Source organism: Bacillus nakamurai, from assembly GCF_001584325.1.
Classification (GTDB): Bacteria; Bacillota; Bacilli; order Bacillales; family Bacillaceae; genus Bacillus; species Bacillus nakamurai.
Genome location: NZ_LSAZ01000043.1, coordinates 58,696 through 71,737, shown reverse-complemented (window position 1 = coordinate 71,737; position 13,042 = coordinate 58,696). Strand labels below are relative to the sequence as shown.

15 protein-coding genes are annotated in these 13,042 nt (G+C 42.8%); 7 read left to right on the top strand and 8 right to left on the bottom strand.

Annotation, left to right across the window (positions count from 1 at the left end; genetic code table 11):
* The first annotated feature begins 125 nt into the window (after positions 1 to 125).
* Complete coding sequence (locus tag AXI59_RS18440) at positions 126 to 1,349, top strand: EAL and HDOD domain-containing protein (protein WP_061528959.1); 1,224 nt, start codon at positions 126 to 128, stop codon at positions 1,347 to 1,349.
* Between the two features lie 9 nt (positions 1,350 to 1,358).
* On the opposite strand, the gene AXI59_RS18435 is transcribed toward AXI59_RS18440, so the two are convergent.
* Positions 1,359 to 1,697: a YuzC family spore coat inner layer protein gene (locus tag AXI59_RS18435; RefSeq protein WP_061528958.1), complete on the bottom strand. Its 339-nt coding sequence runs from the start codon at positions 1,695 to 1,697 to the stop codon at positions 1,359 to 1,361.
* A gap of 463 nt (positions 1,698 to 2,160) precedes the next feature.
* Between AXI59_RS18435 and degQ the strand changes: the two genes are divergently transcribed.
* The 6 genes from degQ (at position 2,161) to AXI59_RS18405 (ending at position 7,003) form a co-directional block, all read left to right on the top strand.
* Positions 2,161 to 2,301 carry a degradation enzyme regulation protein DegQ gene (gene degQ / locus AXI59_RS18430; protein ID WP_061522314.1) on the top strand — a complete coding sequence of 47 codons (141 nt, stop codon included), beginning with the start codon at positions 2,161 to 2,163 and terminating at the stop codon, positions 2,299 to 2,301.
* 130 nt (positions 2,302 to 2,431) lie between these two features.
* Positions 2,432 to 3,364 carry a polyprenyl synthetase family protein gene (locus tag AXI59_RS18425; protein WP_420806868.1) on the top strand — a complete coding sequence of 311 codons (933 nt, stop codon included), beginning with the start codon at positions 2,432 to 2,434 and terminating at the stop codon, positions 3,362 to 3,364.
* Positions 3,365 to 3,370: 6 nt separating this feature from the next.
* Entirely contained in the window at positions 3,371 to 3,547 is a 177-nt protein-coding gene (locus tag AXI59_RS18420) for a competence pheromone ComX (protein ID WP_061528957.1), read from the top strand.
* 19 nt (positions 3,548 to 3,566) lie between these two features.
* A complete protein-coding gene (locus AXI59_RS18415) occupies positions 3,567 to 5,873 on the top strand; it encodes a sensor histidine kinase (RefSeq protein ID WP_061528956.1) in 2,307 nt (768 codons plus the stop codon).
* 80 nt (positions 5,874 to 5,953) lie between these two features.
* Positions 5,954 to 6,598: a two-component system response regulator ComA gene (comA, locus tag AXI59_RS18410; RefSeq protein ID WP_061528955.1), complete on the top strand. Its 645-nt coding sequence runs from the start codon at positions 5,954 to 5,956 to the stop codon at positions 6,596 to 6,598.
* A gap of 21 nt (positions 6,599 to 6,619) precedes the next feature.
* Positions 6,620 to 7,003: a hotdog fold thioesterase gene (locus tag AXI59_RS18405; protein WP_061522318.1), complete on the top strand. Its 384-nt coding sequence runs from the start codon at positions 6,620 to 6,622 to the stop codon at positions 7,001 to 7,003.
* A gap of 39 nt (positions 7,004 to 7,042) precedes the next feature.
* On the opposite strand, the gene mnhG is transcribed toward AXI59_RS18405, so the two are convergent.
* From mnhG to AXI59_RS18370, 7 genes are read right to left on the bottom strand one after another with little or no spacing between them, the layout of a single operon-like run.
* Positions 7,043 to 7,417, bottom strand: a complete 375-nt coding sequence (gene mnhG, locus AXI59_RS18400) for a monovalent cation/H(+) antiporter subunit G (protein ID WP_061522319.1) — start codon at positions 7,415 to 7,417, stop codon at positions 7,043 to 7,045.
* Positions 7,401 to 7,685, bottom strand: a complete 285-nt coding sequence (locus tag AXI59_RS18395) for a Na(+)/H(+) antiporter subunit F1 (protein ID WP_061522320.1) — start codon at positions 7,683 to 7,685, stop codon at positions 7,401 to 7,403. Before AXI59_RS18395 ends, mnhG begins: the two co-directional genes overlap by 17 nt.
* On the bottom strand, positions 7,685 to 8,161 hold the full coding sequence (locus tag AXI59_RS18390) for a Na+/H+ antiporter subunit E (RefSeq protein ID WP_061528954.1): 477 nt from the start codon (positions 8,159 to 8,161) through the stop codon (positions 7,685 to 7,687). Before AXI59_RS18390 ends, AXI59_RS18395 begins: the two co-directional genes overlap by 1 nt.
* A gap of 5 nt (positions 8,162 to 8,166) precedes the next feature.
* Complete coding sequence (locus tag AXI59_RS18385) at positions 8,167 to 9,648, bottom strand: Na+/H+ antiporter subunit D (RefSeq protein ID WP_061528953.1); 1,482 nt, start codon at positions 9,646 to 9,648, stop codon at positions 8,167 to 8,169.
* Positions 9,641 to 9,982 (bottom strand): Na(+)/H(+) antiporter subunit C, encoded by a 342-nt coding sequence (locus AXI59_RS18380; RefSeq protein WP_061522323.1) that lies wholly within the window; start codon positions 9,980 to 9,982, stop codon positions 9,641 to 9,643. The genes AXI59_RS18385 and AXI59_RS18380 overlap by 8 nt, the downstream gene beginning before the upstream one ends.
* Complete coding sequence (locus AXI59_RS18375; protein WP_061522324.1) at positions 9,982 to 10,413, bottom strand: Na(+)/H(+) antiporter subunit B; 432 nt, start codon at positions 10,411 to 10,413, stop codon at positions 9,982 to 9,984. The genes AXI59_RS18380 and AXI59_RS18375 overlap by 1 nt, the downstream gene beginning before the upstream one ends.
* Complete coding sequence (locus AXI59_RS18370) at positions 10,410 to 12,812, bottom strand: Na+/H+ antiporter subunit A (RefSeq protein ID WP_061522325.1); 2,403 nt, start codon at positions 12,810 to 12,812, stop codon at positions 10,410 to 10,412. The genes AXI59_RS18375 and AXI59_RS18370 overlap by 4 nt, the downstream gene beginning before the upstream one ends.
* Between the last annotated feature and the right edge of the window lie 230 nt (positions 12,813 to 13,042).

Genomic DNA, 13,042 nt, shown 5'->3' with positions numbered 1-13,042 from the left:
AAAACGGGGGTCAGTCCCCGGCGGGAAGGCTTTTTGTTTGCAATAATATTTTTCACATTTAGACAAATTTCGTCAAATTATTTGATATACTTAATCTCGAAGGCCGCACCTAAGGGGGTAAATCAATGAAGGTGTTTGTTGCAAGACAGCCTATCTTCAACAGAAACGAACAGGTTGTTGCTTATGAACTTCTTTACCGGGAGAGCGAAGAGAACCGTTATTCGGCCGCGGACGGAGATAAAGCGACAACGGATCTCATTATTAACAGCTTTATCAACATCGGAATTGAAAAGCTGACTGAGGGGAAACGCTGCTTTGTGAATTTTACAGAAAGCTTGATGTTTTCAGATCTCCCTACCTCCTTTGATCCTGACCAGCTCATTATCGAAATTCTTGAGGACATTCCGATCACCCCGGCTTTGATCTCAAGATGCAGGCAGCTGAAAAAATTAGGATATACGTTAGCGCTTGATGATTTTTACACCATCAATCCTGCAAATGAAGAATTATTGGAACAGCTGATGAAATATATTGATATTTTAAAGATCGACTTTTTACAATCCTCACGCTTTGAACGCAAAAAAATTATCCAGAACTACAGCTGTAAAAGCCTGATTTATTTAGCGGAAAAAGTGGAGACGAGAAAAGAGTATAAACAGGCAGCCATGGACGGTTTCCACCTGTTTCAAGGATATTTTTTCAGTGAACCGCGTGTCATCAGCGGTAATGATCTGGCGTTTCATTTTCATTCTTACTACGAGCTGTTAAACGAATTAAATAAAGACCAGCCCAATATACAGCGCGTCACGGAATACATAGAACGGGATGTCACATTATCATACCAGATTCTGCGTTTTTTAAACGGATCGCAAACACGTCTGAAAAAAAAGATAGACAGTATCCAGCAGGCCATCATGATGCTTGGGCTGAATGAGATTAAGCGCTGGATTTACATTCTTTCTTTCAGAGACTTAACGACAAAAAGCCATTCAAGCAAAAAAGAAATCATCAAGATCTCATTAATCAGGGCAAAGCTGTGCGAGCTGTTAGCGAAAAAAACCGCAAGACCGCAGCCCTCCTCCTATATGCTGATCGGCATGTTTTCGCTGATTGATACACTCCTGCACAGAGAGCTGGAGGAGATCGTAAAAGAACTGCCTTTAATCGATGAAGTCGGACAGGCTCTGCTCGGCTATGAAAACGATTATTACAAGATGCTCGGACTCGTGAAAGCCATTGAATGCAACAATTGGGACGGCGATGAGTGGGGAAAAGAACTGGACAAGGAAGAGGCCTATGAATGTTATTTGCAGGCCATCGAGTGGTGCCGGCAGCTTATCGTGGAATAAGCTGTTTCATTATGACCATCTGAGCGCGATAATAAACCGGCTTTGTTCTCTGATCAGGCTGATGCGGATGCCGTCGGGATTAAATGTGACATCAAAGTGATTTTTGATGCCGGTCTGTTTCACCAGCCGCTTCACCATCGCAATATCAGACGATTGCGCTGCGGTGAGGATGCGGCGTGCAAGCTCTTTTGATGCTGATAGGCGCTGCAGCAAAAGCTGGGCATCGCCAAGCATGCCCGCAGCGTCCTTTGCGGACCCTGTCAAAGATTCGGCGTGAATCGAGGGAAAGGCCGCGGGACTGCGGAACGGCGCGGGGAAAACAGGACAGCAAAGGTACACATAATGCATGCGGCAGCCTCCTTCTAAGAAAACATTCGTTATACATGAGTATAAGCGCCGCCATAACGAGATATGACATGCAAAAGGACCACAATGCGGGGTTGCGGTCTTTTCGGTGTTTGTCGGTCGTTATGCGCTGTTGTTCGCCCATTTATTTTTGAAATTGCGGCGGCAGGGACTATAGTCCTTGTCGGATTGTCGGAAAACCATTAAAAAAACAACCGCCACACGATTTTCAGCCGCTTCACCCCAAACATCTGCCAATATGGTAGTTATATAGTCCTGTTCGCTAAATGGTCTATTCGGGACTATGGGATTATTGGCATTTGCGGTGTCACGCAGATACTTTTACACATACTTTTCGGTGAAAAATCACGCAAAAACGTTTACACTATTAGTAACAGATCAAATACCTAGGACTCGTTCACCATACACAATTCATTGATCTTTCAAAAAAAGGAGTGTGGAAACGGTGGAAAAGAAATTAGAAGAAGTAAAGCAATTATTATTCCGACTTGAACATGATATCAGAGAAACAACCGACTCACTGCGAAACATTAACAAAAGCATTGATCAACTCGATAAATTCTCATATGCAATGAAAATTTCTTAAAAAGACTTGGAAACAAGTCTTTTTTTTGTGCATTTTTTATACATTTCATGGATAAAGTATTATACGATTGTTAAAAAACGAAAAACCTGCTGTCTTTCATCACCTGCATTTAGTAAAATAGAATGGGAGGGTGAAGACAATTATTGAGCAAATGTGTTTAGATACAAGTCAAATCAAGAATAATATGAAGAATATAATAGAGCAAAACATATTTAATGAACATTTACTACAGCTTCTTCTTGAATTTATTGAATCCAGAAAATATTTGACCTTTGCTGAATCTGCTTTATTGCATTATGAAATCTTTGGCGGAAAGGATTTTAAAACTGCTGAGAAACTTGCCGCGGGAATTGAAATTCTTACGCTTTCCTCCGATATTATTGATGATCTTGAAGATGAAGATAACGATCAAGCTCTTTGGATGAAGATAGACCATTCAGAAGCTTTAAGCGCAGTTTTTTCATTATACACAGCAGGGTTGCAGAGTCTTAATTCAATTGATATGAATCCCTTAATTTATACGTACGTACTGAAATATACTCAAGACGCTATGCAGGGGCAGCATGACGATATAATCAACAAGCCAGAGACAGAAGACGAAGGCTTAGAGGTCATTAGATTAAAATGCGGGAGTCTATTCGCTCTATCTAATGTGGCAGGAACTATGTTAGCGACTGGAAAGTATATTAAAACTGTTGAAACGTATTCCTATTACAAAGGAATGTTTGAACAGATCTATAGTGATTATCTGGCACTTTTCAGCTCTAAGCGCAGTGATATTTTAAAAGATAGACACACGTTAATTAACCTGTACCTTAAGAGGCTGTTTAATGAGTCTTCTGAAAAATTGGTTTACATGTTTACCCATAGGGACACACACCTTAAGTTTATATCTGATAAGAACCTTTTTATTCAGACATTAACTGATGCAGGCGTTACTCAGTATGTTTCAGTTTTACACCAATTGTATAAGCAAAAGTGTAAAAATGCTATAGAGGAGCTAAACCTTGAAAACATTAAGATAGATAAATTAAAAAAATACCTAATTAATAGAGGGGAATGAAGTATAATGCAGGATTTAATAAATTATGTATTGAAATATCCGGAAGTATTAAGAAAATTAAAAGCCAATGAAGCATGTTTATTAGGTTATGATTTAGGTATTACTCAAATATTAATCAATTCATTTGAAGAATCTTCTATAGTGAAAAACGACGGAAAAATAGAGCAATGGGAAAAAGGATGAATGTTCGGTGGTGTAATATGTGAAAAACTTTATTAAACAATTCACTATTTCAGTCATTATATTAAGCATCGTTTATGTTTGCTATGTTTCTTATATAAACATAAATGGAATTATAATCGGGACAAAAGTTATTGAAAATAAAAACAAACAATTCCAAGTAATAGAGATGTCAGAAACTTCTTACGGGAAATTCGTAGGTTTAGAAAAAGACGACATCATTCTAAAAATCAACAAAGAAAAACCATCTGATAAATTTTTAAAAGGGAATAATCTGTGTCATATCAAAAGTTTAGACGTGAGCAGAGATGGAAAGCAAATTCATTTAGATGATTTCGACATTGTCAATCTAGACAAATCCTACAGCTTTTTTGTGTTCGTTCTTCCACTTGTGTTTTATTTCTTAAGTATAGTATGTATATTTTACATTCTAAAGGTGAATCAAACAAGAAAATCGTTTGCAGGATACATTTTAATTTTGTTCTTGTTAGATATTTCAATTGCTTATATAAGTGCAGGAGGGCCCTTTAGAGGACATTCGTTTAACAGATATATCAATTTGTTCACATTTATAGCTTCTCCTATATTTTATCTTCAATTCATTCAGCAATATTTTGAGGAATTAGGAAAGAAGTTTGCAAATCGTCTAATCAATATCTTATATATATTCCCGATTTTTAATATTGTCATGGAGTTTTTTCGTAAGAAATTACCTTTTGACTTTATAACAAATCTAAATCTTATCTCGTTTTTTGTTGTTACTCTTTCTGGTTTTGTCCTAGTGTTCTATCATTTATATAAATATAAGTATTCAGAGCATGCTTATATTTTGAAAGTTTTAATTCTGACAAATACGCTTTCTTTTGCTCCCTTTTTACTTTTTTATGTCTTACCCAATATTCTAACTGGTGATTATATATTTCCAGCACTTGCATCAGCCTCATTGCTTGTACTTATTCCATTTGGATTAGTATATCAGTTTGTTGCAAATAAAATATTTGATATAGAATTTATATTAGGAAGAATGAGATATTATACTTTACTGGCTGTAATCCCAACGTTAGTTATTGTCGGAGTTTTATCAGTCTGGGATGGAACAAATGAGCTTCAAATGAATCCTATTAGACAGACTGTTTTCATCTTTATCGTAATGTTTGCTGTATTTTATTTTAAAGAAATAATAGATTTCAAATTTCGTTTAAAACGCTTTTCAGAAAAGTATAATTATCAGGATAGTATTTTTAAATATACTCAGTTTATCAGAAGTATAACATCCTTAAAACAAGTGTTTAAAGAATTGAAAAATACTATTTTAGATGTTCTCCTTGTCAGTAAAGCTCATATCTTTGAAGTCAAATCTGACGGTGACATTTTATATTATGATAAACCTGATGATGAGCCTGATTGGAAGAGGTATTCGAAGGAATTTGAGAAGGTCACATCAGAAATCGGTAAAATTATCGAGTTAAATCGCGGATTTCTGATAAAGATTGGGGAACGGGGCGGAAGTTCTTATGTATTGCTTTGTTTGTCCAATATTAATACACCGAGACTGACACGAGATGAAATTTCGTGGCTGAAAACATTGTCTTTTTATACAAGTGTCTCTATGGAAAACGTTATACAAATCGAAGAACTCATGAACCACTTACAAGATTTAAAACAAGAAGGATCAAACCCGGTTTGGCTCAAAAAACTGATGTTCACCATCGAAGAAAAACAGCGTTCGGATCTGGCTCGTGATCTGCATGACTCGGTGCTGCAGGATTTGATTTCTTTGAAGCGTCAGTGTGAGCTGTTTCTGGCCGGTTTTAAGAAGGAGGAGCCTTGTCAGAACGAGGTGCAGGACAAGCTTCATCAGATGAATGAGCAGATGTCGGATGTGATTTTAATGACGCGGGAGACGTGCCATGAGCTGCGGCCCCAGCTGCTTTATGATTTGGGGCTTGTTAAGGCGGTGTCGAAGCTTGCCGCTCAGCAGCAGGAGCGGGCGCCGTTTCATATCCGGCTGAATACCGGGCGGTTTACGGCAGCGCTTGATTTGGATTCGCAGCTGAATTTGTATCGTATCATTCAAGAATTCCTTTCTAATGCCTTGAAGCATTCTCAGGCGAATGAAGTGCTGATTATGCTGATCAGCATCCAAAATAAGGTCATTTTGCATTATGAAGATGACGGTGTCGGCTGTAATCAGGAAGAAGGCAGTGAACAGTCGATGAGCATGGGGCTATCGGGCATTAAGGAACGCGTCCGCGCGCTGGATGGCCGCATGAAAATCGAAACGAGCGAAGGAAACGGATTTAAAGTGGATATTGAAATGGAATTGTAACCAATTTATCACCAAATCGACTTGGCAGAAGCCAAGTCTTTTTAATAAAATGGAAATGAATGAGTAAAAGGGAGGAAACCATGAAAAAGATACTAGTGATTGATGATCATCCGGCTGTCATGGAGGGCACTAAGACGATTCTTGAAACGGACATGAATCTTTCTGTTGATTGCCTCAGTCCCGATGCCAGTGAACAATTTGTTCTTCAACATGATTTTTCAGCTTATGATCTCATATTGATGGATTTAAATTTGGGTGATGACATCAGCGGGATAGAGCTTTCCAAGAAAATCTTAAAAGAGAATCCTCTCTGTAAAATTATTGTTTACACAGGGTATGAGGTTGAAGATTATTTTGAAGAATCTATTCGCGCCGGTCTGCATGGCGCCATCAGCAAAACTGAATCCAAAGAAAAAATTATGCAATACATATACCACGTGCTCAACGGACAAATTTTAGTCGATTTCTCATATTTCAAACAGCTGATGTCTCAGCAAAAAACGAAAACGTCTTCTTCCCCTCAAAGCGAGCAGGACCGTTTAACGCCGAGAGAACGCCATATTCTGAAAGAGGTCGAAAAGGGTTTAACCAATCAGGAAATCGCCGACGCGCTTCACTTGAGCAAACGGTCGATTGAATACAGCCTGACTTCCATTTTTAATAAACTGAACGTCGGCTCACGTACGGAAGCGGTGCTGATCGCTAAATCTGATAATGTATTATAAACCTTGAAGGGAGAAAGACAAATGAACCTGAAAAATACATTGCTTGAAGCGCTCGGTATCGAGATTACCGAAAACACGGCGGAGAGGTGCGTGGCGGTTATGCCGGTGGATAGGAGGACGGTGCAGCCTTTCGGTTACCTGCACGGAGGAGCTTCGGCCGCTTTGGCGGAGACTGCGGCAAGCGTCGGCGCTCAGCATTTTATCGACCAATCGTCACAGGCGTGTGTCGGTCTTGAGATCAATGCCAACCATCTAAAATCCGTTAAAGAAGGCGGCACGGTCACAGCGGTCGCCGAACCGGTTCACACCGGCAGAGCAACGATTGTTTACGACATTAAGATTTATGATGAAAAGGAAAGGCTCATCTGTGTTTCCCGCTGCACGCTGGCTGTCATAACAAAATAAGAAAACAGCCGGAATCCTGATTCGTCCGGCTGTTTGTTTTTACAAATATGAATCCTCTTTGCGCTTAATCACAAAGTTTCTGATCCCTTTATAATCATCCTGCACGCTTCTCTTATCAAGCGCAACCCCCGAATTATACGCAGCCCTGCAAATGAGATGTGCCCCGACCGGAGCCGTCAGCAGGATAAAGATAATCCCCAGCAGAATTTTTGCGGATATTTCTCCGGTCAGCATCCATAGATAACATAAGACGCCGAGCAATACCATATTGACTCCGAGTGTCGAGCCTTTTGAAGACGCGTGGGCGCGTGTAAACACATCAGGCAGCCGAAGCGTACCGAAAGAGGCGACTAGACAGATCAGCGATCCCATCAGGATAAAGACGGCAACCGCCCATTTAACGATTTCGATCATTTTCAATAATCTCTCCTTTCTCTAAAAATTTAGCGAAGGCAATCGTCCCGATAAACGATAAAATGCCGAGCAGCAGGATAATGTCCAAAAAGGCCGTCGTTTTCAATAAGATGGACACGAGCGCTGTCATGGCAATCAGATTAATGCCGATGGCATCAAGAGCAACGACCCGATCCGGCACTGTCGGCCCTTTAATGACACGAATGACATACAGCAAGGTCGAAACCGCCATAATGCCGAGCGATAATTGAAGAATAAACGTAAACATCAGCGGCTCACCTCCTGGATGGCTTTTTCAAAAGAGACGCGGATGTCATGAATCGCTTTTTCCGCATCGTCAATGTCCATAGCGTGTATGTAAAGAATCGACCGGTCATCGGAAATATCCATCACAAGCGTTCCGGGCGTTAAGGTAATTAACAGCGAGAGCAGGGTGATTTCCCAGTCCTCGGTCAGTTCTGTCTTAAATGCAAAGATTCCCGGGCGTATGTTCAGTTTCGGCGACATAATCGTTTGTAACACACTGACATTGGCTAAATATAATTCCTTCATAAAGATAAGAAACAGTTTGACAAGACTCCATATTTTCCACACATAAAACGGGCGCGAGAAGAAGCGTCTGAAAAAAAAGAGCGCCGCCAATCCCGCAATAAACCCAATGATGAATCCTGCGGCACTGAGGCTGTTTGTGAGAAACATCCAGCAAACAGCGAGAAGAACATTTAATAATAGTTGAAAAGCCATGCCATCTACTCCTTCAAAACAGCTTCAATGTATTTTTCCGGGTTCAGCAGAGTCTCAGCGGCCTGATTGACATACGGTGACACCCATTCGGTTCCGAGTCCGAACGCAAGCGATAAGAGGAGAAAAACAGCGGCCGGATAAAGAAGTCCTTTTGCAGAACGATTGCCCCCGGCTGGTGTTTCCTTTTCTTCCCCCCAAAAAGCCGTAATAAAAATCTTCAGCACTGAATACAGAACAAGCAGGCTTGACAGCAGAATCAATACGGAAAACAGCATTTCCCCGCGATCAAAACCGCCTTCTGCAATTTTCAGCTTGCCTATAAATCCGCTGAACGGCGGTATGCCGGCCAGAGAGATGCCGGATATAAAAAACATCCAGCCTAAAACGGGGTAGCGGGTGATCAGACCGCTCATTTTATGCAGACTGGCTGTGCCCGTCAAAGCAATGAGCGTTCCTGCAAGCATAAACAAAGCCCCTTTAATCAGCATATCGTGAATCAGATAATAAATCGCTCCCTGAATGGAGGCGGGAGTGTTCATGGCGATTCCGAATAAGATCACGCCGACGGCTGTAATAATATTGTAGATGACGATTTTCATGACATCGGCATAGGCGATAGACCCGATCACACCGAATAAAACCGTCAGCATCGCAAGCCACATCATCAGCTGATGGGTAAAGCCGGTATCGTGAATAAAGATCAGCGTAAATACCCTCAAGATCGCGTACAGCCCGACTTTTGTTAAAAGAGACCCGAACAAGGCTGAAATCGCCGTCGGCGGCGCGTAATAAGAACCCGGCATCCAGAAGTACAGAGGGAAGATCCCGCCCTTTAAACCGAATACGACGAGAAACAGCACGCCGATGACCGTGATCAGTCCCGTCTGGCCCGACTCGCTTATTTTTACGCTTAAGTCGGCCATATTCAGCGTTCCCGTCACGGCATACAAGTAACCGACGCCGATGACAAAAAACGCAGATGACACAATGTTAAACACGATATATTTCAATGACTCTCTCAATTGAATCTTCGTCCCGCCCAGCACGATCAGCATATAAGACGCGATAAGCAGAAGCTCAAAAAAGACGTACATGTTAAACAAATCACCCGTTAAAAACGCTCCGCTCACGCCGGCGAGAAGAAATTGCACGGCGGAATAATAGAATGCGCGCTCCCGTTTTTCTCCGATGGAGCGGAAGGAATAGAGGATAACGAGCAATCCGATGACAGCGGTTGTCAGAACAAGCAGGCTGGCCAGCTGGTCTGCAGCGAGCACAATGCCGTACGGCGCTTTCCAGCCGCCAAGTGTTAAGGTCTGAACCCCGCCTGTAAAGACGGTTTGAACGAGGATAGCGCTGATCACAATGGAAACAGCGGAGACGGCGGTGCTGAATATCCGCATCAGCATGACGTTCCTGTTCATAAATATTAAGAGAACTGCGGCCAGAAGCGGCAGCAGGATAGGCAGTATCACAAAATTATTCATGTTGATCATTTCCCCTCATTTGATCCATATCATCCGACTTCAATTCCTGATAGGCGCGAAACGCCATGACGAGCAGGAAGGAAGTGACGCCGAATGAAATGACGATCGCCGTCAGTATCAGCGCTTGCGGCAGCGGATCGACAAATGACGTGCTTTTTCCGCCTAAAATAGGAGGGGCGCCTTTTTTCAGGCCGCCCATTGTCAAAAGCAGCAAATGCACGCCGTGGCTTAAAAGAGCGGTCCCGATAATGACGCGCAAAAGACTTTTAGAAAGCAGCAAATAGGTTGCAGCCATAAACAAAATACCAGCGATGACAGACATTAAGATTTCCATTATTCTTCCTCTCCAATCGTTTGAATAATGGTCATCGTAACGCCGACGACAACGAGATACACGCCTAAATCAAACAAAGTGGCCGTCGCCAGCTCCGTTTTTCCGAGCAGGGGGAGCTGAAAATGGCCGAATGTATGGCTCAGAAAGGGCGCTCCGAAAAGGAACGATCCGGCTCCCGTTGCAATCGCGATCAAGAGACCCGCGCCCGCTACATAAATAAAATTAACAGGTAAAATGGATTGAACCGTCTTTAAATCAAAAGCTAAAAGCAAAAGCACGATGGCCGAAGACGTAATCAATCCGCCGACAAATCCACCGCCCGGTGCGTTATGCCCGGATAAAAATAAATAGAAAGAGAAAAGCAGGATGATAAAGGATACCAGCTTGGTTACTGTCTGCATGATGATGTCATTTGTTTTATGCTCTCTCAACGCTCTTCTCCCTCCTCTTTGACTTTCGTTCTGATCATACTGTAAATCCCGAGAGCGGCAATCGTCAGCACCGTAATCTCAAACATCGTATCAAAGCCCCTGAAATCCACCAGGATGACATTGACGATGTTATTGCCTCCGCCCAGCTTATGGCTGTACGCGGTGAAAAAGGAAGCGATGCTGTCCTTTGTTTTTTCGCTTGAAGACGCGATCCCGAGCAGTGTGACAATAAGGCCGACGCCGAGTGATATCACAACATTCGTCATTCGGAATGTTCTTGTCTTCTTTTTCCTCTGCATCTTCGGCAGATGATAGAAACAAAGAAGAAACAGAGCGACGGATATCGTCTCAATGACAAGCTGAGTCAGCGCCAAATCGGGCGCTCTGAAGATGACGAAAAACAGCGCCAGCGTGTAGCCGACGACGCCGAGTGAGATAATCGCTGTCAGCCGTGACTTGGCGAAGACGGTTGCCGCCGTCGCGCTCACCATGACGAGTGATAAGACGATTTCATACGGCCCGATCTCCGCCATTTCCTTCGTTGTAAATGAAAATCCGCCTTTCAGCGCAAGCGCTGATCCGATGAGAATAATAAAAGCGGCAAAGATATACAGCAGATAATCTCTTAAAAAACCGGTCATATAAGATGACGTCAGCTGATAAGACCTTTTTTCCATGCTGCCCGTTATGCTGTCGTAAAGGCGGTTCAGCGTCAGTTTTTTCGGAAACAGCTCATACAGCCGTTCCCATTTAGATAACGTCACATAACCGATCGTACCGACAATGATAATGCCGAGGGTCATCAGTACCTCAGCCGTCACCCCATGCCACTGTGAAATGTGGACATGGAATGTGTCACCGCCGGTTAACAGAGCCGGATAAATTGAATTCATCGCCGGTTCAATCAGGCTGTATGACAAAATGTTCGGTACGAAAAACAGGCTGACTGCACAAGCGGCAAGGATGACAGGCGAAATCAGCATGCCGAGCGGAGCCTCGTGCGGTGCCTTTTCGAGCTGGTCAAACTTGGCTGTTCCTCTGAATGTCCTGAAGAACAGCTTCATGCTGTAGATGAAAGTAAACACGCTGCCGACCCACGCGAGGACGGGGAACAGCACTCCCCACGTATCAAGGTGAAAAATATCTGCATGGGAAATCCGCAGCATACTTGTAAAGAACATTTCCTTGCTCAAAAAGCCGTTAAAAGGCGGAAGGCCTGCCATGGAAAACGTACCGATCAGCGAGACGGTGAACGTAATCGGCATGACCGCCATCAGCCCGCCAAGCCTGCGGATATCTCTCGTCCCTGTCTCATGATCAATAATACCGACCGCCATAAATAGGCTTCCTTTAAATGTGGCATGGTTAATCAAGTGAAACACAGCCGCCATCACAGCTGCCGTAAAATACTCCGAGTGCTGATAATGGAGAGCGGCGGCTCCGGCACCGAGCATGGACACAATCATTCCGAGCTGGCTGACTGTGGAAAAAGCCAAAATTGATTTTAAATCAGTTTGTCTGACCGCCTGGAATGATGCCCATACCATCGTGATGAGGCCCACAGAAGCAACCGTCCAAAACCACACGGGTGAAAACGCAAAAATCGGACTGAATCTGGCAATGAGATAAATTCCTGCCTTCACCATTGTGGCGGAATGAAGATAGGCGCTGACAGGAGTGGGCGCCTCCATCGCGTCAGGCAGCCAAATGTAAAACGGAAACTGCGCCGACTTCGTAAATGCCCCTAATAACAGGAGAATCATCGCCGGGATAAAGAACGGATGGCCGGTGATTAAATGCACCTGATTGACCATTTCCCTGATACTGAATGAGTCCGTGATAAGGTAAAGAAGGATAAAGCCGCCGAGCATGCAAAGCCCGCCGCCTACGGTGATCAAAAGCGATTTTACCGCGCCGTAGCGTGATTTCTCCCGCTTATACCAATACCCGATCAATAAGAAAGAAGACAGGCTTGTCAGCTCCCAGAACATATAAAGCACAATGACGTTATCAACGAGCACAACACCGAGCATCGCGCCCATAAACATCAGCAAGTAAACATAAAAGGGGCCGAGCTTCTCCTTGTCTTTAGATAAGTAATAAATGCTGTACAGCGTAACTAAAGAGCCGATACCCGTAATCAATAAAGCGAATAAAAGCCCTAGCCCGTCAATATAAACGGTAAAGTTAATACCGAGTGACGGAATCCATTCGGCCACGGAACGAATGGTTTCTCCCGCCATCGTCATACGGAGCATGCTGATAAAGTAAATGAACAGCAAGACGGGCAAGACCAGCACAAACCAGCCAGTATGAACGTTTTTTACCCATTTCCAGAGAAAGGGAACAATACATGCAAATAAAAAAGGCGCCAAAATCGCTAAATGTAACAGCTGCAACAGAAGACCTCCTTCGCTTGTTTTTTGACAAGCAACTGCTTTATGTATGAGTGAATAAAATAAATTCACGGTCATAGGACCCAGTACAAATTATATCGCACTTTTTTTTACCCTGCTACGGCATAATGTATTCCTCTTTTAATTATATGGTCTTTTGACCTCAAAATAAATTTATCAAACATTTTTGTTTTTGTATATCCATTTCTCTTTCTGATCAAGCTGAATATAAG

Bases quoted from the DNA above. Each gene is read 5' to 3' on its own strand.
- AXI59_RS18440 (WP_061528959.1), top strand. From the start codon at position 126: ATGAAGGTGTTTGTTGCAAGACAGCCTATCTTCAACAGAAACGAACAG.
- AXI59_RS18435 (WP_061528958.1), bottom strand. From the start codon at position 1,697: ATGCATTATGTGTACCTTTGCTGTCCTGTTTTCCCCGCGCCGTTCCGC.
- AXI59_RS18420 (WP_061528957.1), top strand. From the start codon at position 3,371: ATGCAGGATTTAATAAATTATGTATTGAAATATCCGGAAGTATTAAGA.
- comA (WP_061528955.1), top strand. From the start codon at position 5,954: ATGAAAAAGATACTAGTGATTGATGATCATCCGGCTGTCATGGAGGGC.
- AXI59_RS18405 (WP_061522318.1), top strand. From the start codon at position 6,620: ATGAACCTGAAAAATACATTGCTTGAAGCGCTCGGTATCGAGATTACC.
- mnhG (WP_061522319.1), bottom strand. From the start codon at position 7,417: ATGATCGAAATCGTTAAATGGGCGGTTGCCGTCTTTATCCTGATGGGA.
- AXI59_RS18395 (WP_061522320.1), bottom strand. From the start codon at position 7,685: ATGTTTACGTTTATTCTTCAATTATCGCTCGGCATTATGGCGGTTTCG.
- AXI59_RS18390 (WP_061528954.1), bottom strand. From the start codon at position 8,161: ATGGCTTTTCAACTATTATTAAATGTTCTTCTCGCTGTTTGCTGGATG.
- AXI59_RS18385 (WP_061528953.1), bottom strand. From the start codon at position 9,648: ATGAATAATTTTGTGATACTGCCTATCCTGCTGCCGCTTCTGGCCGCA.
- AXI59_RS18380 (WP_061522323.1), bottom strand. From the start codon at position 9,982: ATGGAAATCTTAATGTCTGTCATCGCTGGTATTTTGTTTATGGCTGCA.